The following is a 19,773-nucleotide window of genomic DNA, read 5'->3' on the forward strand; positions in this document are numbered from 1 at the left end:
CTCCTTCCATATAAGCTTTACATTCCCATTTCTTCTATCTCTTTTAACATAAATTCTTCTAGCCTCTTCTTGTCCGGCAAATGCAACATATAAGTTGAAACAAATAATTGATTATCCATGCCAGATAATGCATACTCTACCATCTGAGAACCTTTCTCCGTACATAATAGTATTCCCACCGGGGGATTATCTCCTTCCGTCATTTCATTTTTCTTATAATACCCCACATAAGCATTAAGCTGTCCTAAATCCTCATGTTTGAACTCATCATTTTTAAGTTCAATAATAACATTACAGTGTAAAAGTCGATTATAAAAAACAAGGTCTATAAAATAGTATTTATCGTCTATTACAATTCGCTTTTGTCTGGCCTCAAAGCAGAACCCCTCTCCGAGTTCAAGAATAAATTCCTTTAAATGCTCCATAAGAGCTTGTTCTAAATCAGATTCTGACACGACATCCTTTGCATCAAGTCCTAGAAATTCAAATGTAAATGGATCTTTAATTGATAACATTGTGCCATTTGCATTTCCAACAGACTTTTTCAATAAAATTTCCGGATTTTTGCTTATTTCTGCTCTTACATAAAGATTTGTTTTTATCTGTCTGCGAAGTTCTCTTACATTCCAATTACACTTCATGCATTCTGTTTCATAAAAAAATCTTTCAAACGCATCATTCAGTACCATAATTTCTCGAATATGTGAAAACGACAAGTTATTAACTAATACATCCGGATTTGTCACAAATTCGTTCGACACCGTCGAACTTTTTCCCAAATCCGGTAATTTAAATTTGCTCGACACTGTCGAACCAATTTGTGGATATACCTTATAAAACTGCCTGCAAACCTTAAATAACGTTTCGTTCAGTCCCTTATAATCAATCTTTTTCTCCAGATTTTTCAAAAGATGAGAACCATATTCAGCTCTATCACTGCCATCCTGTTCATATTCAACTATATAATAACCAATCGCCCAATTTCGCAATGTCATAAGTTGGTTAACGGCACTTTTTGCTGCTGAACTTGCTTTTTCATTTATCTGCTTAATGCTATCTGCAAGAAGTTCAAATTTCATTGTCCTTTTCCTTCCGTCTGTAGGTATCTATTGTTGTCATTGGGTAACTAAGCAGGACTCTCTCTGAAATCACAGACATCAACTCTCACTGATATAGAAATTTTGAAATAGAAAAACTGCTTATGCATAGAGGATAGCAAACTGTGCCGGGATTGTCAACGTAGCATAATAGCCAAATTCAGACGGTTCGAATTTGGCTATTATTTTACGCTGTTTTAGAACTTTACAACTTCCGGTGCATGGGTGAAAGAGGAAAACGTAGATCTCTGCTTTCGGATTCGCATGCAGCTGCTTCGAAACCTCTTTTACTTTGCCGGAACATTCCGGTCTGTTCCATTATAAAACACCAGAAAGCTCGGGGTCGGAATCTTTTGAATTCCGGAGGAATATAGGGACTTTTCATCTACCAGATCCTGATATTCACTGGCTATGTAAAACAAATCTCGCAATGGAATATTGGGGTTATACGTAGACTGATGTTCATACAGGTACAATCCCATTTCCAGTACAAATGCCAGATCGTTCTTCATGCCCATATAAATGGCATTTTCCAGAGTCACGATCTCCAACTCTTCCGGGTTCTGATAATGTTTCCCTGTCACAGCATTATACAGAGATAACAAATTTTCGATTTGGGAAAATATCCATCGAAAAATAGTATCCTTGTATTTGCGGTTAGCAATAAGCAATTCGTAGCTGCATTTCTTCATAGTGTCCTCCTGTTCCCATAGCACTTGAAATCAAGAAGGTACACTTCGCCTGTCCTATCCACTTGTCATTCAACGTACTATGCTGTGCATGCATGGTTAATGTGGTATAAAAGCATAGAATTCATTGAAATGATATAGATGTGTGGATCAGCTCTCGCTGCCGGAATCGTAAGAATATATGCTTTGAGATTATAGTACTAACAATTCCGGCACTTGTCAACACAGCGCTTCCTATATATGTGAAAACAACAGACGTTGCAAATCCAGTTCTTTCCTGCCAATCTCCGATAAATGGCTGTACGCCTACTCCATGCACTTTCTGATCTTATCAATCAGTGTCACATCCGCCGGAAGCCACTGTACGGAATCCAGTTCTTCCTTCGTCAGCCACCTGGCGGCTTCCGCCTCAAGAAGCTTCAGTTCTCCCGACGCAACCTCACACCAGAAACAATCCATGGATAAATGGAATGCCGGGTAATCGTACTCTATGGTGTCTATCAGGTCTCCGACTCTGACCGTAGCATCCAGTTCCTCCCGGATCTCTCTGACAACCGCCTGCTGTGGAGTTTCTCCGGCTTCGATCTTCCCGCCGGGGAATTCCCAGCCACCTTTGAATTCTCCGTAACCTCTTGCGGTGGAAAATATTTTTGTTTTGTGCTCTATGGAATCGCAGATTACGGCTGCGACTACGCGAATGGTTTTCATACTGCTTTGTTCTCCTTTGAAATATTGCTCTGTAAATACCTTAACAAATCCTCGCGCACAGGATGATGCATCTTCATGGTCACCTTCGCGATCGGTTTCATTTTACCACTGTTGTCTTCTTTCTGGCTATCTACAGATTCTATAATATCAAATTGTCCCATATAATAAAAGCTTGATTCCGCATCACTCTTTTTCACCAATAGATGTTTTCTCGGTGCTGTCAGTACTTTCTGCATGTAAGGACTGCTATTATCCTTACCAATCTGGGAATCCCATTTAAAAATCAGATTATCCTCGAAAGCATCCGCATAATCAGGTTTTCCATCCGCGTAGTTCTTGCCCTCTTCGGCCTCTTCCTTATGATATGTAATAAAAATGAATACATCATCACCAATTCGACTCATTCCATACATTGTAGAAGACATATCTTTCCCACAATTCATCAAAAGGCTCACGTCTCTTCTGGAATATTTCTCATATAAGACAAACGGTGTTTGCTCTACTTTTCCATGAGCATACTTGTCCCGGTATCTTGCAAGTCCCACATTTATGATATCTTTAACCTGCGTATTAAATTCATTGTCCAACAGGCAATTTGCGTAGCTCGCAAAGCAACGCACACCCTGCTTTTCGTCATAATCCATAATCTCTATGGTATTATACTTCTGATATTCCTCGTCCTTACTAGTAAAACATCCCTGTAGAATTTTTACTGATTCACGCATTTCCAGATCCGTTATATTATAATCCAAGAGTCGTTTCAGTTCTTTTTGTACTTCATTCACAGAAAATGTCTTCTTTGTCAGTAATTTCTGCAAGAGGAACAACTCACTGGGTCTGACACCGCTTAAAATCGTTTTAGACAAGTAATCTAAGATCAGCTTTTCATGATCCGTTAATTTGCTGAAATACTTGCCCTTTTCCACCGCTTCCAGAAATTGCCAATACGTCTTATATTCTCTTATAATTACCAGCGGATCAATCTCTCCCTGTTCATAAAAATCAAACAATAACGGCGTCCTTCCAATGCGATTTTTCAGAGAAATATAGCTTTCCTTTATAATAGATCTCATTCCTTTGATTTTATCAATAGAATTGAAAATCTTCTCCTTAGCAATCTCATCAAAATGAACTGTTGATGCTCCAGGAATCGTATTGTTCCCCGAAATCACATATTTCCGAATGGTATCCGCATTATAAGTTCTATCTCCGGACAATGCCACTGGAATCATAAAATTATTATTGTAATTGCCGATGAAATCAAGAATTACCACATATTCCTTGTTCTCAGCTTTTCTAAGTCCTCTGCCAAGCTGCTGTATAAATACAATAGGAGACTGCGTAGGTCGCAGCATGATCACCTAGTTCACTTCTACGATATCTACACCTTCATTCAAAATATCTACTGAAAAAATGTAGTCCAAAGGCTGCATTTCATCTGTTGTATCCGCTTCATTCATTGCCAGACGTTCAAATGCTGCTTCTCGTTCACGATCGGTATTCTTGCCGCTTAGTGCTACGGTACGGTATCCCAGTCTATTGAACTTTGCAGACAGCTCCTCACATTCCCTATTCCTACTGCAGAAAATAAGTCCCTTAACACGATCACCGCTATATCCATAATATCTCGCCTGTTCGATGACATGTCTTACACGCTCGTCACTGGTTAATCTTCCAAAATATTCCTCCGAAACATTTCTCGCCTTCGTTTGTTCGTCCGTTATCATGGAAATATCACTAATTCCAAAATAATGAAATGGACATAGCAAATCCTCTTCCATTGCCTGCTGCAGCCTGATCTCGTAAGCGATTTGATAATGGAACAATTCGTATACATTCCTGGAAGCATCCCCATCATCCCTCTTATCCGGCGTTGCTGTCATACCCAGGAATAATTTCGGTTTGAAATACTCCATGACCTTCTGATAAGTATTCGCCGGGCTATGATGGGCCTCATCCAAAACAATACAATCAAACTCTTCCGGTGCAAACTTTCTCAGATTATCCTCTTTGTGAAGAGTCTCCACCATAGCAAAAATATAATCTGCCTCATAATCTGAATATCCTGCCCCAACAATGCCCATTGACTTCTTATCTTCAAATACTTTTCGGAATGATGTCAACGCCTGTTTCGCGAGGGTAGATCTATGTACCAGAATCAGAACACGCTTAAATCCTAACTCTCGCATGGCAAAGGCCGATGCATACGTCTTGCCTGTACCCGCTCGTGTCAAGGGTGTGAAGAGGATTTTTTTGTATTTTTTTCGGATAGGTTTTTATTCAGTTTTGGGATTCCGGATGGAATCGAATGCGGTGGTGGGTTATGACTCCCGCTTTGCAATCACCTAGGTTACACCGCAGTTTTATATTTTTAATAATTTATATTTTAACCCGAGATATATTCAATAGATGCATTAAATATAATATTAAATATTCTTCTTGCTCTAACAGGGCCAATTCCATATGCACGCTGCAAGTCATTTTCATTTCCTCTTAAAACATCGCCAACAGTAACAAAACCACTATTCTTTAATGTTTCCATTTGAAATCTTGTCAAATCCAACTTCTCTATTTTACTATCCAAAATACTAGCTAAAACGGAAGAAGATTTTTCATTATTACCATTTAAAACAATCCCCGTCACATTACCATATGCTGGTGAATTTTCTCCATATTCTGTATATAATTTCACTGATAAATGTTCAACAATTTCCTTATATCTTTTAACAGGTGTATCCTTGGATTCAGAAGCCAAAACTATACCAAAATTCAATTGATATCTATCAAGAATTTCTGTTCTAACCTTTGTTCCCTCAGTATGTAATGTAACGATTCCAGAATACTCAAGAATTTTCATTGCTTTCTTAACAGCTTCCGGAGCCTTCCGATTAATAGCAAAGAATATTGTCTGAGAATAATCGTCAGAACCAAGTCTTTTTTCATTCTTGCTATATGTTTCTTCTAAAACCTTATTCTCAATAAAATCTCTTCCCCAATCTATAAGCGGCTTGTAACCGGTATATATTTCCCCTAATTTTGTATGTTCATTCCATATATTAGTTCTATAAAATTGCTTAATTGTATTATTCGTATTTAACATATTTAAGCTTTTCAATTCATTACTTGCAACATATATGCTTTTTAACATCAATCGAGGATTTCCTGACGCCGCATAAATTAATGCATTAAAATTATCACCATTACTTTCAAATATTTTATATACATCTTCTCCGAGCTGATTTTTAACCATCTCGCGCATATTAGCTATATAATCTTTGTCCGATATATCTCTTTCTACTTTTCTTATTTCAGCATCATGAAATGCCTGAAACGTACCATATGATGTAATACCTGGATAAACTGCTGCCTTACAACTAATATAAGGTGTTCTCAAATCTCTAAAAAAAGTAAAAAATTCTCTTTGTTGAATAGGAATAAAGTTATGACATGCCTCGTCAAACAAAAGCACAACTCTCTCTATATCATAATATTCACACAACTCTTCAATTAACTTTTTAAAATAATCCACATCTGAAATCACACCTATTCGTTCTGGCTCAATTCCAAATACTTTTCGTAATCTCTCATTGGATTCATCGTCCTTCTTTCTCCACGTCTCTTCCATAACCGTAATAAAGGAACTCAGCTTATCCGATAACTCATCAACTTCATCACTACAGCCAAAGAGACTTCCAAAAATACTTGGTTGGCTCATTCCTATACCATGTTTTTTTAGTTTTACTCTCAATTCAAACAATATTTTAGAAAGCATCCACTGTTTAAAAAACAATATATCTTTATCTATATCTACAAATATTGCTTTACTAAAGCTAATAAATACTGGCAAAACTTTATTCTTTTCATAAGAATCGTCCATTTCTTTTTCTGCCATTTTCAATAACATTGTCTTTCCTGTTCCACGACTTCCAGATAATATTATTGGTGTTTTCTTTTTTAAATACTCTATATTCTCCCTATCTTTCTTTGTCTCAACAAATTTAATCCCTATTTCTTTTAATTTCAAGTCTTCCGTTCTAAAAATAATCTCATCATCAATTAATAAATTTTCAGTCATTGAAAACACCTCTCAATTCAAAATCTTTTGCATCTTCTAATAATTGTTTCTTGGTTTCACCATCTAAATCATCAACTCTTTTGCACAATCTTACAGCAAACAACAGTATAATAACTTTTACTTCTTCAACCCAATCTTCGCTCCATGCTTTAAAAACCGAAGGCTCATATTTTATTGCTGTATTCATACAATTAGTTTGCATAAAAGAGAATTTTCCATGAACATATTCCGAGCAATTATGATATATATTTTCTACCCTTTCAATAAAATCTGTAAAATCAGCTTCGGTTTCACAAAACAAATTAAAATATTTGTTAGACAAAACGCCCAGTTCTCTATTATTTAGCACGGACCATTTTACATCATACTTATTTTGTTTCCATAACAAAAAATCAAAATTATGATCCAAAAAATATAACACCGCCAATGCTAATTCAATCGCACTTCTAAGACAAATATATGCGTTTCTGTACATTCCGTTCGACGCCATATAAACTGAAGATATCAGATCATGACATACTTCCTTCATAACCAATACAATTTGTTCATCTTCTACTAAAGCACAAAATTTCTCAACAGAATTTAGATACATAATTACTTGCATATATACTTCTTCATTTTCACTAATCGCGGTCCGATAATTAGTCTCTAATGAAGAAAACATTCTTTGCATTATTACATTAGTCGTATTTTCCAAAGTTCAATCCTCTCTTATAATTGTTTTGTTCATTATACCACTATAAGTTTTTATTCTCCACCTAATTTCTACAAATTTCGCCCTTTTCCGCCGTCTGAAACTCATCCCGAAACTTCCACTTTATCTCCACCCTATCCTTAGCATGTACAACAATCTCCGCCACGAAAGCATCTACAATTTCCTTATCCAATTTTTGCAACTTCATCTGCTCTTTCAGCATTTCAAAACCGGCTACTTCCGGCAGGTCCATAGCTGCCATTTTGCTGATTGCAGCTTTCTGCTTTTCAATATTTTCCTGCATGCACACAAGCAACTGCTCGTAGGTCTTTCTCTACTCCAAATAGTTTTCTCTGTCGGTCATGCCAAGCTTATAACTTTCATAAGCGTCACGCAAATCCTTATTGATGCGGTCATAGCTTTTCTCCATATCAAGCAGATGCTTTTCTGCCAGTTTTAATCGCTGTGCCTGCTTCTCACGTTGCATATCCACAATCTTTCTGGAATCCACCCACATATCAATGAACAACTGCAGTGACTTCATCACCACCTCTTCCATAGTCGAATCGAGGACGCTTATATTGCACTTGCCATCTGCTTTATCAAGGTAATGCTTGGCACAGTAATACTTCGGGCGTCCGGAATAGGAATGTGACAAACAGTGCCCGCACTTTCCGCATATCATTTTACCTGTCAGACAGTGTGTTTCATGTTTTCGCTCAGCTCCGGCACATTTATTTCCTTTTCTCATGGCAGCCACTCTTTCAAAATCCTCTCTACAGATAATAGCAACATGACAATTCTCCACGCGCTTCCATGCTTCCTCTGGCAAAGCCTTGGCGTGCTTGTCGACAACATTTTCACTCTTAAATCGGTTATATACCATCGTTCCGGTATACTGCTCATTTGCAAGGATCCTGCCCACCGCCACATTGTTCCAAAGAGCCTTTTTCTCACGATATTTTGCAAGTTGCTTTTCATTGTTTTCCTGGATTGCAATATACACTCCCGGCGAATCAATTCCATCCCGGTTCAAGCCCTCTGCAATTTTGTACATGGACTTACCGTCCAAGAACTCTCTGAAAATCCTTTTTACAATCTCACTTGCAACTTCATCCACCACCAGCTTATGCTTATCCTCCGGACTTTTTACATATCCATAAGGAGCAAAGGCGGCAATATATTTTCCGTTGCTACGCTTGGCATCCAATGTGGAAGAAACCTTCTGAGACTGCTCCTCACTGAAGAAATCATAGAGGATTCCTTTAAAAGCAACATCAATCTCACCGATACCGCCTACATAATCATTGCTGTCGTAATGATCGTTAATAGCAATAAATCGCACACCCATAAAAGGAAATATCTGCTCGATATATTTTCCCTGCTCAATGCGATCTCTGGAAAATCTAGAGAAATCCTTCACGATAACACAGCTAATGGCAGAAATAGTTTTGAATTATTGGTAAACGTCAAATCCTGCGCCTTGGCTAATTGATCTTTTTGTGCCACGCTCTAAATAACACGAAAAAAATATTAGTTTTTTAGATGAGGCTAAAGCGCATGGATCAATTAACTCACACTGTCCGCAGGTCGAACTGGATAAACATCATTCGACAGTGCCAGGACAGACCGGCAGGCACTACAGCAAAACAGTGGCTTGCTGAAAACGATATTTCTGAAAAATCTTACTATTACTGGCTCCGAAAGATCCGCCGGGAAGTCTGTGAACAGGAGGGACTTCAGGAAGCCGCCAACCCGTCTGCCCTCTCTTTTGTAGAAATCCCGGTAAAAACTGCTCTGGACACAGCACCGGTGCCAACCGTCCCGGCAGCAATGACTCCGGTTGCAGTGATCAGATCAGGCCGCCTGACTCTGGAATTATCAAACGATATTTCAGAGTCCCTGCTTTGCAGGCTGTTGCAGGAGGTGCTTCATGCTTGAAGATGCTGCCGGTATCCGCAGAGTCGTGATTGTCTGCGGATGTGTGGATCTGCGCAAAGGGATCGATGGGCTGTCCATGATCATCGGAGACAGATACCATCAGAATCCTTTTGAAAAGGGAACTTTATTCCTGTTCTGTGGCAGACGGTCCGACCGCATCAAGGGACTTCTATGGATGGCGGTTTCCTTCAGCTCTACAAACGGCTGGAGGCAGGTTCCCTGTCCTGGCCGAGAACCAGCGAAGAGGCCGCAGACCTTACAGAGGAACAGTTCCGTTATCTTATGATGGGGCTGAATCCCCTGAACCCCAGAGTCAGGGAAGTAACACCGCAAAAGCCCACCTGATCTTTGTGCAAAACATAGATTTTTTATGCCTGTCATCCGGTCAGATCCATTCCCAGTGTTACAGCCTCTCTGAAGGCTGTTTCATGGTCTGTGACGTATCCACAGGAGGATCCGGATAAAATTTCAGCACCTTGAAAACTTTATATTTCCCTGGCTCTATGACCATCACACCGCCATACAGGCATAGGCAGAATGACGAAACCTGCGGGGTTGCTGGTTCGCAATCCTTTGTGTTTTCTGGTATAATGAAAACAGTTTAAGAAGCGGGACAATGGCAGACAGACATACACTGGAAGAACTGAATAACTGCAGCAGGGAAGAACTGATCACCATCGTTCTTATGATGCAGGGACAGCCGGATACCCTGAATGAGAACATCGAGCGGCTGATCGAGCAGGTACGCATAGCGAACAGCTATCGTTTCGGAAAACACACAGAAACGCTGGATTCCATAGATGGTCAGCTGTCCTTCTTTGATGAGGCAGAAAACTGCTGCAATCTGTCTGTCCCAGAGCCTGCTACGGAGGAAGTACTTCCATCCCGACGTAACCATAAGAAAAAAAGACAACGGGAAATGGATCTGAAAGATTTCCCGGAAGAGATCCTTCCTCCTTATCAGGTATCCACAGAAGAACTGGATCATCCGGTGTGCTGAGAAATATTTCGCACCGTTTGTGGATCGTATGAAGGAGGAACTGCTGTCCCTGCAGGTGACGCAGTCAGACGAAACACCGACACAGGTGATCGGTGACAGTGACCGTCCGAACAGTAAATGCTACATGTGGGTACACCGTTCCGGGGAGTTCTATAAGAAACATCCTGTGGTGATCTACGAATACCAGAAAGGCAGGGATCACGAAAAGCCGCTGGAGTTTTACCGGAACTACAAAGGAGTTTTGGTCACGGACAGTCTGGAGCAGTATCATCTGCTAGACAAAAAACTGCCGGGAGTGACAAACGCAAACTGTTGGGCACATGCAAGAAGAGCCTTTGCAGCTGCCGTAAAGGCAGCGGATAAAAAGGATCCCCTGTCAGTAAAAAATTCCGTGGCATATCAGGCATTACAAAAGATCGCAGAATTCTACCGGATCGATACCGAACTGAAAGAACTTCCGGCAACGGATTGCCTTGCACAGCGGCAGACAAGGATAAAGCCGCTGGTTGAGGATTTCTTTGCGTGGGCAAAACAACAGGCTGCAGAATGTGCGGTGCCTCCGAAATCCAGGACCGGACAGGGACTAAATTTCGTCATCCATCAGGAAAACTATTTAAAGGTATTTCTGACCGACGGGGATATCCCAATCGATAACTCTGCTTCCGAGCGGGCTATCCGGACTTTCTGTATCGGCAAGAAGAACTGGCTGTTCCATAACACAGCAAAAGGTGCCGGAGCCAGCGCTCTTGTTTACAGTATTTCAGAAACAGCAAAGCTGAACAATCTGCGCCCGTACTACTACTTCAGGTATATCCTCACGGAGCTGCCTAAGTATTGTGACAAAAAAGGAAATATAGATCCGGCAAAACTAGATCAGCTGATGCCCTGGGCAGAGGAGCTTCCCGAGGAATGCCGGAAACCACGCCGCTCATAAAAGCGGCGTTAAATTTAAGGGTAGGCGCAGGATTTGACGTTTACGATTTTCGGTTTAATATTGCAGCGCTGCCCTATCTTTACCGCTAAAATGGTATAAAAATAAGGACTAAATTAGTGCTACCCCTTGATTTTACTGGGTTTCTCTAACTTTGTCCTTATTATAACGCGCTCATCATCTAAAAGGAAATAATATGTCCCTCATCCACTCCGCTTTCGATGAGATGGTTCTTAAATATGGTACGTAGCAGATAAGATTTTCCACATCTCCTGATGCCGGTCACTATTTTTATCAGTCCGTTATTTTTTCTCTTTATCAGCTGGTCCAGATAATAGTCTCTTTTTATCTCCTTTTCCATAATGTTTTTCGCTCCTAAAAGATATTATCCCTTTATATGACAATTCCATTGCAATGGTCAATCTCATGCTGAATAATCTGTGCTATCCAACCTGAATACTTTCCATGCTGTTTCTTAAAGTTCTGATCAAGATAGTCCACCTCTATTTCCTGATATCTCGTACACAGTCTTACACCTTCCAGAGAAAGACATCCTTCCTCAGTCTGATATGCTCCGGATTTCTTTGTTATTACCGGATTTATCATTGCAAACTGAAATGGTCCGGCTGCTACTACAATGATATTCTTTTTTACTCCAATCATATTAGCAGCCATACCAACACAGTGTTCTAAATTTGCCTTAAGTGTATCAAACAAATCTGTCACAATCTGTTTATCTGCCTCTGTTGCATCCACTGACTTCTGTGCCAGAAACAGCGGATCATGCATTATCTTCTTTACCATTAATTCCATCCCTTCCATACATCAGGCTGATATCCAAGTGTAGATTGCTTTCCGTTTCTTACTACCGGTGTTTTAATTACCTGCGGATTCTCAAGTACCTTTTCCAGTTTATCTTCATCTGCAATATACTTAATAAGAGCAAGTATATCCTGGTCTTTTCCATCCCAGTTAATCATATTTTCAAGACCGCCATTAGCCTGTGCAACAGAAGTAAACTCGCCCTTGCTCATGCCTTTTTCTTTCATATCAATGAACTGATACTTTATGCTGCGCTCCTTGAAAAAACGTTCTGCTTTCTTTGTATCATTGCATTTCTTAGTTCCAAAAATCTGTATATTCATCTGCTTCACCTACTGCAAATCATAGAGTTTCATTTTACCATTATTGTCTCCTATCATAAATCTGTCTGACAATCTGCCCCATATTTACGCCGTGCAGATAAGAAAATGGTATCTTTCGTTCTCTTGCAATTCCAATGAATTTTCCATATGCCGCATGGCTGATATAATCTGTGAAGAAGAAAATCATATCCTTATGGTCAAGACTACCCGCATCCACTGTTTTAAATGTACTTGGAAGTATGTATGTCCATCCTGGAAATTCTGCCTTCAATTTATTTACCCAGTTCACATGACCGCCCACTATGACATATTTCTTAGTGGCTATCGCTTCCTTCATCACGTCCAAAGACAGTGTTTCTATCTCCGGTGCTTCCTGTTCGAGATGATATACAAATTCTCTGAGTGCAATCAGTTCTTCCCTATCATTTTGGTATTTGGAAAGAAGAGCTTCTGATTCCTTTCTTGCGAAATTTGCTGCGGCATATTGCATTTTGAGATTCTTATATTCCATTTCCCGCTGACTAAGTCTACTTCGTAATGCATCAATTTCTGCCAGATAATCTTCTTTCGTTACGGTATCTGTCTCAACCTGTGCAACCTTTGTAAGAACGTGAGGTTCGTTCTTCGGTGTCTCCGATTTATGAACAACTATGTTCTCCGGATGAAAAAAAGTATCTTCCTCCCATGTGGCATACCCTGTTTCAAGACCAAGCATCTCCCGATTCACATTATCCAGTTCCTCACTGACATCTACAAGGGCGGAGATTGCACTATACAGATGCGCATATCTTTGAATTTCATCAAAAGCAATTTCCCTTTTCGGATAAACTGTACGCAGTACTGCCAATGTCCTCGTAAATTGAATCGGAAGTCCCATGTGATTCTGCATACAACGGTACAGATAATCTCCCGGATATCCCAGATGCTTCAGGCAGCCTGCCACATACTCATCTTCCTTCCAGTAATCTTTCAGTTGTCTGGCATAATTGGGGTGTGCCTTTTCATCTTCTTCCACCCACTTGTCCACCTGCTCGCGACATTCTTCAAATAAACCATCTGCGAACTCCATATACTGGGTATCTTCCTCATCCTCTGCTTCGTACTCCTGCCTTATCTTTTCCAGGTGGGTAAAAAGCACAGAACAGCTATTGCCAAGAACAATATTATTGATAGAACACATTGTTAAAATAATGGCCAGATTTCCCAAATCCATGCGTTCGTCTATCTCACTTAGGCTTATGATTTCATCCGCAGAAATCTTATTGAATCTCTTCAACTGTTTGCATAGAGACTTGTAGTAGGTCTTAAACAAGTAGCGAAGCAGTGCCTTACAATACTCGTCTTCCGCCTTGGCACCATTCAATATAAGTCCCATAACCATATATCGGTGAGATTCTTCGGGGGAAGAAAACCTGATTGAATTTTGCTCATACCACTGAACCTTTGCAAAATCACGAAGTTTATCATAACAGTGTTTCATGAAATCCTCTTCAATCCTGTCGAAATCCCATCTCATATCTTCTGTAATAAAATTTCGGATAAAGAAGTAATCTGCCCCTGAGGTCTCCGGGACAAGGCTCCCACTCTCATGGTTTTTCAAATCACGAATGAAAGCATCCATCAATTCCAGACTCGGCACAGGCATATCATTAGTATTTAATTGCTTAAAATCTATATCATTTATTGATGGTAAAATCGGTTTCATTATTTCTGTTCTCCTGCTCATTCCTTTGTCTTTTCTAGGGTTATTCCTCCACCTCTCTTCTAGCTCTTCTAATATTACGTGATGCCTCTCTTCGGTATTGCTCTGCAATCCCTCTAAGCAACTCCGCAAATCTGGAATATCCTTTTTTCTCAGCCAAATCAGCTCTCATTTCATAATCGGCAGCCAATTCAAGTTCAGGTTTTCCCTCCGGGTCTATAAAATGAACACCTCTCTGGTTCACTACTCCGAGGTCATATCCCCGACGAAGTTCTTCATTTTCCACTTTATTTAATTCTTCTATAATCACTTTTTGCGGAAGCTTTTCATCGTCAAGTTGTGCATATGCAAACCCAGCGCCAACCGTCTCCATTGTTACTTCGTAACGATCATTCTCTAAACTCCATGCTTTTACAAAATCCATCCAGCTTCGAAATACATTTTCGTGAAATTTACCATTCCAGTCTACTCCCGGCGTAACTTTGTATTCAAGCAGAATTTCACATAAACGCTCACCCATGCCCTCATTCAATTTGATTTGGTGTTTCTCTTCGGAATGTTTTTTGTAAAACAATTCAATTAAACTGCAAAAGTAATCTGGATCATTACTCAATCTAGTATTTAAAGCATGTGGCCGCACCTCAGAATACTCATCCAATATAGGTAAATAAATAAATTCGATGTCGCATTTTATTTCCAAGGCAACATCATCCTGTTTCTGTAACCAGCCAATCAACTTACGTGCCGCATAATCATCCACTTTCTCTGCCCCAATTGATTTTTCGGTTCCTGCCAGCCACAACATATCATGTACACGTTGTGCAGTAAATAGCTTTCCTAACTCAGACCTCCCGACAATGTTGACTACATCAACATACCTTTTACATTTGGTAAAATTTTCAACGATTAATTCTAATTCTTCACTCTCGTCCTCATTATAAGCATACGGCACGGTCGCAATTTCCCAATATGCAGTTTCATTCGGCAGCAATTGTTTTACTACGTTATAAAGGTCTAATGAAAAAGGAATTTTTGAAAGTGTTTCTAAAATCTCCTTTGTATCCTTTTGCACCAGTGATGTTTCCATCAATTTCTCTGATCCCTGGTTATAAACATACGCACTGACACAGGGAATATAAAACTGTAACGATAATTGACCTGCATAATATCCATCAATTACGCTTGATATTTCTCCCTGATTTAAAGAACTACCAAGTTTTTGTGCAACATCATACATATTTTTTACTTCATGTCCAAATTTTTCGGTTTCCTCAGCTCCAAATTGATCAAATATGTTTTTAACCGCTATGGCTTTTTTATGTTCCAATGTTTTCCAGTATGTTCTAAAATCCTCATCGGGTACGTATTTGTTTTCCAAATATAATTTCTGATACTTCACCCTGATGTCCTTGGGTTCTATTAACTGTATCAAAGACTGTATTCTGTCAATCTGACTATAGACAACCGTCCCTTCTTTTAAATTTGGTTGTGCTATTTGCTTACGCAGATTTAACCATAGGGTAAAGAGTTCCTTTTCATTAGCAAATTCTATATTTCGATCAATACAATCTAAATATTCCAGCAATGTTGATTCTTTCATATATCCGATTTGCTTAGCAAGAAACGCCAGCTTTTCTATTTCATTTTCAGAAACCTCTACAGCTAATTCCAAGTTAAAATCATACTGTTCATATACTTCTGCATCCGTTATTTCTATTTTTTCAGGAATCTCCAATAATAAATACTCCGGCTTAGAGTTTCCAGATGTTGTTCGTGTCTGATTCGGCAACAGTTTTACTAACACCTTCCAAAATACCGATGGATTGTCATTTTTTAAACACCGCAATGCATTTTTTCTCTTTTCCGCATCGGCAAGTGTCTGTGGATGCCAAGGAAGTAAAATAGATACTATAGAATTAATAGGTGTATTCGCCCAATTTGTTTTCTCATAGGGAAGCGCCGCCAAAAGCCCCAACGCATTAATAGCCGGAATCAAATAATCCGGTGCCCAAGCTAATGCTTCTATTGCCCATAGTATATGAGTAATATAATTAGGCCGCATAATACTATCACCGCTCTTAGGAAACAAGCGTAATATCTCTTGTGGTTTGTAAATCGTGCTCCATTCAATCTTTTTCAAAAATTCGTCCGGCAAAAGTTCTGCTATATTCTGCAGGCAGTCCTGAAGGCTTGCCCACATTATCCAATCTCCATCCTTCAATATGGCTCGTACTAATTCGTATATTGAATCCTCTATGTCATTTCGATTACATCTTGACAATTCTGACAGAGATTTTTTTATCCAGCACAAACTTTTTGCCAGGCTTTTCCGAAGTATCTTAGAATTATCGTACTCACCGTCAGTCTCGATATAATACGGATTTTGGCTTATTACTCTTTGACTCCTCTGGGAAAATACAATTTGTGCTGCTTGCAACAAACGATTCACACAATCGTCAAAAATCATGTTTTTACATTGCTCAAGTAATTCCTCTTTATGTAGTACTTTCCAAATTCCGTTCTCTAATTTTAAATATTCAGAGTTTTGACAAAGCATGCTTCTTGCTCTTGATTCAAATTCCGAATATCCCATATTTGATATTTTCTCTACTATCTGCCGGTCAAATTCATTCTTTTCATTCCAGGAACCAATAAGTGCCAGCATTGGAATGAACAAATCAACTTTTTCAAGAGGCAACGGCAGCGATTGTATACTCTCTTGATTCGAAAAAAGATCTAGAATTTCTCTATCAATATTTTGCAGACTTATATTTGCTGCTGTCTGGTTACAGCAACCAGCATATTCCACCAGTCGGGACCATACAAGATCTGCTTTTTCTGTTGAATTGCATTTTATTAAGGATATAGATAAGGCCCTGTTAATACTTTCCTTACAATCCACATCAAATAAAAGTAATATAAAACATTTACAGAATTTCCATAGTTCTAAATCCGTAGGCTTCCCATCATTCGCCTTTTCGATACACGACGCTATTGCTGCCAGTGCTTTTTTGTTGTCATCATTCGAAGAATTGGTATGATATACTCTGTCAGCAAATTGCTTTTCATCACCGGATGCTTCCGCCTGGGCATGTAAAAATCTCAAAGCCTGTTGTGATTTGTAAGCAATCTGAGCAGTTACTAACGCTATTCTATCATTGTCTCTATCGAAATCATCTTTTTGAAAATCGCTCCAAGCAGCTGTAATAACTTCTTGAAATGTTTGGTTTGTTTCACTTATCGTAATACTATGTTTTATTTGACATAGTAATTTTCCCTCTGCCTGTCCCCTATAAGTAAACACAGCCAGGTCATCAACATCATATCGCATTTTTGCCTGAAACCAGACACTCTTTGTCTGCTCATTCATCGCAGGGCAAAAACCATCCACCAACAATGAAAGAAGAAACATTGCCTGTACCTGCTGCTCAAAATTTACTCCTCCACCACCTGTGGAAAAGGCATTACTTATTTTGCTGACTGTGTTTTTGGACATATACTTCCCCTATACCTGTTCTGCTACATCGCCTTCGGATTACTATTACTACCCCTTATCTATTATATCCTATCAAGCATGCAACCCCTAATCTTATCAATCAACGTCACATCCGCCGGAAGCCACTGCACGGAATCCAGTTTCTCACGGATCACTCTGACAACTGTCTGCTGCTTGGTCTCTCCGGCTTCAATCTTCCCACCGGAAAATTACCAACCGCCCTAGAATTGAATTCCTCATAGCCTCTCGCAATGGAAAATATTTTGGTTTTGTGCTCTATGGAATCACAGATTACGGCTGCGACTACGCGGATAGCTTTCAAACAATCTTGCTCTTCTTATAAATTAAATTCTTTTTTCAACAGATCCACAAGAAATTTTGCGCTTACCCTATCAAATTGAATGGACTGACTTGCCTTTCCAGGTATTTCTCTGTCGTTTTTTCCATAAGTATCAATCTGCACATAATGCTCTCCATCCACTGTATCGAATACCGTATAAGTGGCTACTACTGGTGTATGAACTGTGTTTCTATCTTTATTGAGCTTTTTTATTGTATCTAAATTTATTCTTGCCATTTCACTCAAATTCCCTTATGGAATCAATATTTGAATGTGATCCATTACTTTACCATAAATATCGTCATACCTATTCGATAATATTTTTCTGCACATCTCTTCTGTGGATGTATCAAATTCTCCTATTAGCCCTAATAAAGATTTAGATGCATAATTAGTTATTCTTTTTGTGTAATCAGCAATTTTTTCATCTAAAATAGCAATATTTTCATCTTTAGTAACATATATAAAATTTACCGGAGAATTAAGAAAATACTCCCTTTTTTTCCTTAGCTGCTTATCTCCTTTCGAAATTTTTTCATCAGGCATTTTTAATGAGCCTAACGGTATTACATGATGTTTCTCTAAAACTTCCTCTGTAAATGGTTGAACAAGTACATTTGCATCATATAACCCTTTGTATGTATTTATCATAAAAAACTGACATATCACATCGCGTAAAAATTCCTTTGGATATATGCCAGTCCCATCATTTTTGTTTAATAACAAGAATTCCTTTTCTGTAAAATAATCGACTTTAAAAACATTCTGTTCCAATCCCTTAATCCATGTCTTATCATCTGTCTCAAATAATAGAATCAAATTTTTTATACATACAATTGCTCTTTCCGTTTGGTCTGTATTGAAATATCCTGAAAAAATAATAATCCAATACCAAGCATCTAGATAATCATATATTTTTGCGACTTTTTTATATGATGGATTCAGCAACAAATATGCTAACACAACTAAAATTAAGTTATAATTCATTTCTTTAATACTTCTTACACCACAGCGCATTTGTAAAAAAAACATTGCAAGATCTAATGCCTCGCAAACTTCATCACATTTATTTTTCAAATCATGTGCTGAAACAGCTAATATTTTATCTCTTTTCACAAGATTTACATTAAGTTTTGAGATATCAAAGTCCGGACAATGCGAATATAAGCTTATAACATCTAGATATGCATCTAGATATGCACTAGCTATCACGTCATTGTCTAAATCAACGCTTCGTAATTTTAAAGACGCATTATACTCCTCTGAATATATATATTTTTTTATATCATCATTATTTTTTAACTTCGAACTAAACACTTCCTCTGGGTAACTGTGTCTTCTTTTAATATTATTTAATATTTTGTCGTTATAATTTTCATCACTAATACTAGCAAATTTAGCCATAACAAGTTCAAAAGTGCCTAATGGTACGCCACCTTTATTTAGGTTCTCATATATATTTATCGCCCGTGCTCTTTTATGATTATCCACAATTATCTGATTTAACTGTATATTATTTAAGCAAGAATTTAAATATGCTATTAATGCTGTTGCCCAATTATCCCCTTGTTTACGTAGTTCTTTTTCAAACTCCGTTTTATCATCTATATTATCTGGATTTTCTGCTAACTCTTGAATTTCTTCTGTCAAAACACTTTTTACGAAAAGTAGTTTATCCTCTTTTCCATCATAATCATCTAAAATATCTAATATGACGTTCTCAGCTATCCTTTTTACGATAGAAGTCAACCATGCACTATTATTTTTCCCAGTTAATAAATATAATGGAACTAAATACTCTTTTCCAGTTGAGCAATAACCAATCAGTTCAGATTTTGCATGCTTTTTGGTATCAAACGGATTAAAGCAGTCTTCACCTCCTGGTATGATGTAGTCATAGACCAATAGCAGTCTTCTACATCATTATTTAATCTATATCAAGGTTGGTAGGAGGA

At 38.5% G+C, this 19,773-nt stretch carries 17 protein-coding genes and 3 pseudogenes; 4 read left to right on the forward strand and 16 right to left on the reverse strand.

Annotated features, from left to right (window positions below):
• Positions 1–17: 17 nt before the first annotated feature.
• The 9 genes and pseudogenes from OCV96_RS18530 to OCV96_RS18570 form a co-directional block, all read right to left on the reverse strand.
• Complete coding sequence (locus OCV96_RS18530; RefSeq protein WP_262595128.1) at positions 18–1,079, reverse strand: PDDEXK nuclease domain-containing protein; 1,062 nt, start codon at positions 1,077–1,079, stop codon at positions 18–20.
• Positions 1,080–1,405: 326 nt separating this feature from the next.
• Positions 1,406–1,789: pseudogene (locus tag OCV96_RS18535) on the reverse strand (hypothetical protein); the annotation flags it as partial.
• Positions 1,790–2,092: 303 nt separating this feature from the next.
• Entirely contained in the window at positions 2,093–2,494 is a 402-nt protein-coding gene (mutT, locus tag OCV96_RS18540; RefSeq protein ID WP_262595129.1) for an 8-oxo-dGTP diphosphatase MutT, read from the reverse strand.
• Positions 2,491–3,849 (reverse strand): DUF3427 domain-containing protein, encoded by a 1,359-nt coding sequence (locus tag OCV96_RS18545; RefSeq protein WP_262595130.1) that lies wholly within the window; start codon positions 3,847–3,849, stop codon positions 2,491–2,493. Before OCV96_RS18545 ends, mutT begins: the two co-directional genes overlap by 4 nt.
• Positions 3,850–3,855: 6 nt before the next feature.
• Entirely contained in the window at positions 3,856–4,728 is an 873-nt protein-coding gene (locus OCV96_RS18550; RefSeq protein ID WP_262595131.1) for a DEAD/DEAH box helicase, read from the reverse strand.
• Between the two features lie 152 nt (positions 4,729–4,880).
• Positions 4,881–6,569: an ORC-CDC6 family AAA ATPase gene (locus OCV96_RS18555; protein ID WP_262595132.1), complete on the reverse strand. Its 1,689-nt coding sequence runs from the start codon at positions 6,567–6,569 to the stop codon at positions 4,881–4,883.
• Positions 6,562–7,266, reverse strand: a complete 705-nt coding sequence (locus OCV96_RS18560) for a hypothetical protein (RefSeq protein ID WP_262595133.1) — start codon at positions 7,264–7,266, stop codon at positions 6,562–6,564. Before OCV96_RS18560 ends, OCV96_RS18555 begins: the two co-directional genes overlap by 8 nt.
• A 61-nt stretch (positions 7,267–7,327) precedes the next feature.
• Positions 7,328–7,567 carry a hypothetical protein gene (locus OCV96_RS18565; protein WP_262595134.1) on the reverse strand — a complete coding sequence of 80 codons (240 nt, stop codon included), beginning with the start codon at positions 7,565–7,567 and terminating at the stop codon, positions 7,328–7,330.
• 30 nt (positions 7,568–7,597) lie between these two features.
• Complete coding sequence (locus OCV96_RS18570; protein ID WP_262595135.1) at positions 7,598–8,614, reverse strand: recombinase family protein; 1,017 nt, start codon at positions 8,612–8,614, stop codon at positions 7,598–7,600.
• Positions 8,615–8,823: 209 nt separating this feature from the next.
• On the opposite strand from OCV96_RS18570, the gene OCV96_RS18575 reads away from it, so the two are divergent.
• The 4 genes and pseudogenes from OCV96_RS18575 to tnpC all read left to right on the forward strand — a co-directional run bounded on the left by OCV96_RS18575 (position 8,824) and on the right by tnpC (position 11,138).
• Positions 8,824–9,204, forward strand: coding sequence for an IS66 family insertion sequence element accessory protein TnpB (locus tag OCV96_RS18575; RefSeq protein ID WP_262595136.1), 381 nt, complete (start codon positions 8,824–8,826; stop codon positions 9,202–9,204).
• A gap of 76 nt (positions 9,205–9,280) precedes the next feature.
• Positions 9,281–9,549, forward strand: a pseudogene (gene tnpB / locus OCV96_RS18580) (IS66 family insertion sequence element accessory protein TnpB).
• Between the two features lie 271 nt (positions 9,550–9,820).
• Positions 9,821–10,204, forward strand: coding sequence for a transposase (locus tag OCV96_RS18585; RefSeq protein ID WP_262595138.1), 384 nt, complete (start codon positions 9,821–9,823; stop codon positions 10,202–10,204).
• Positions 10,205–10,232: 28 nt separating this feature from the next.
• Entirely contained in the window at positions 10,233–11,138 is a 906-nt protein-coding gene (gene tnpC, locus OCV96_RS18590) for an IS66 family transposase (RefSeq protein ID WP_262595139.1), read from the forward strand.
• Positions 11,139–11,325: 187 nt separating this feature from the next.
• On the opposite strand, the pseudogene OCV96_RS18595 reads toward tnpC, so the two are convergent.
• From OCV96_RS18595 to OCV96_RS18630, 7 genes and pseudogenes are all read right to left on the reverse strand, one after another.
• Positions 11,326–11,496: pseudogene (locus OCV96_RS18595) on the reverse strand (ATP-binding protein); the annotation flags it as partial.
• 32 nt (positions 11,497–11,528) lie between these two features.
• Positions 11,529–11,939 (reverse strand): peptide deformylase, encoded by a 411-nt coding sequence (locus tag OCV96_RS18600; RefSeq protein ID WP_262595140.1) that lies wholly within the window; start codon positions 11,937–11,939, stop codon positions 11,529–11,531.
• Positions 11,939–12,280 carry an arsenate reductase family protein gene (locus OCV96_RS18605; RefSeq protein WP_262595141.1) on the reverse strand — a complete coding sequence of 114 codons (342 nt, stop codon included), beginning with the start codon at positions 12,278–12,280 and terminating at the stop codon, positions 11,939–11,941. The genes OCV96_RS18600 and OCV96_RS18605 overlap by 1 nt, the downstream gene beginning before the upstream one ends.
• A gap of 40 nt (positions 12,281–12,320) precedes the next feature.
• Positions 12,321–13,985: a DUF2325 domain-containing protein gene (locus tag OCV96_RS18610; protein ID WP_262595142.1), complete on the reverse strand. Its 1,665-nt coding sequence runs from the start codon at positions 13,983–13,985 to the stop codon at positions 12,321–12,323.
• Between the two features lie 40 nt (positions 13,986–14,025).
• The gene (locus OCV96_RS18615) at positions 14,026–17,478 is read right to left on the reverse strand and encodes a hypothetical protein (protein WP_262595143.1); all 3,453 of its coding nucleotides are present in this window, start codon (positions 17,476–17,478) and stop codon (positions 14,026–14,028) included.
• Between the two features lie 337 nt (positions 17,479–17,815).
• Entirely contained in the window at positions 17,816–18,064 is a 249-nt protein-coding gene (locus OCV96_RS18625; RefSeq protein ID WP_330672258.1) for a hypothetical protein, read from the reverse strand.
• 6 nt (positions 18,065–18,070) lie between these two features.
• Positions 18,071–19,723 (reverse strand): hypothetical protein, encoded by a 1,653-nt coding sequence (locus OCV96_RS18630; RefSeq protein WP_262595144.1) that lies wholly within the window; start codon positions 19,721–19,723, stop codon positions 18,071–18,073.
• Between the last annotated feature and the right edge of the window lie 50 nt (positions 19,724–19,773).

This window comes from Waltera acetigignens (assembly GCF_025567015.1).
Lineage (GTDB): Bacteria > Bacillota > Clostridia > Lachnospirales > Lachnospiraceae > Acetatifactor > Acetatifactor acetigignens.

What these genes read in the sequence shown, in the direction of transcription:
- OCV96_RS18530 (WP_262595128.1), bottom strand. Translation starts at nt 1,079, where the DNA reads ATGAAATTTGAACTTCTTGCAGATAGCATTAAGCAGATAAATGAAAAA.
- mutT (WP_262595129.1), bottom strand. Translation starts at nt 2,494, where the DNA reads ATGAAAACCATTCGCGTAGTCGCAGCCGTAATCTGCGATTCCATAGAG.
- OCV96_RS18545 (WP_262595130.1), bottom strand. Translation starts at nt 3,849, where the DNA reads ATGCTGCGACCTACGCAGTCTCCTATTGTATTTATACAGCAGCTTGGC.
- OCV96_RS18555 (WP_262595132.1), bottom strand. Translation starts at nt 6,569, where the DNA reads ATGACTGAAAATTTATTAATTGATGATGAGATTATTTTTAGAACGGAA.
- OCV96_RS18565 (WP_262595134.1), bottom strand. Translation starts at nt 7,567, where the DNA reads ATGCAGGAAAATATTGAAAAGCAGAAAGCTGCAATCAGCAAAATGGCA.
- OCV96_RS18570 (WP_262595135.1), bottom strand. Translation starts at nt 8,614, where the DNA reads ATGGGTGTGCGATTTATTGCTATTAACGATCATTACGACAGCAATGAT.
- OCV96_RS18575 (WP_262595136.1), top strand. Translation starts at nt 8,824, where the DNA reads ATGGATCAATTAACTCACACTGTCCGCAGGTCGAACTGGATAAACATC.
- OCV96_RS18585 (WP_262595138.1), top strand. Translation starts at nt 9,821, where the DNA reads ATGGCAGACAGACATACACTGGAAGAACTGAATAACTGCAGCAGGGAA.
- tnpC (WP_262595139.1), top strand. Translation starts at nt 10,233, where the DNA reads ATGAAGGAGGAACTGCTGTCCCTGCAGGTGACGCAGTCAGACGAAACA.
- OCV96_RS18600 (WP_262595140.1), bottom strand. Translation starts at nt 11,939, where the DNA reads ATGGTAAAGAAGATAATGCATGATCCGCTGTTTCTGGCACAGAAGTCA.
- OCV96_RS18605 (WP_262595141.1), bottom strand. Translation starts at nt 12,280, where the DNA reads ATGAATATACAGATTTTTGGAACTAAGAAATGCAATGATACAAAGAAA.
- OCV96_RS18610 (WP_262595142.1), bottom strand. Translation starts at nt 13,985, where the DNA reads ATGAAACCGATTTTACCATCAATAAATGATATAGATTTTAAGCAATTA.
- OCV96_RS18615 (WP_262595143.1), bottom strand. Translation starts at nt 17,478, where the DNA reads ATGTCCAAAAACACAGTCAGCAAAATAAGTAATGCCTTTTCCACAGGT.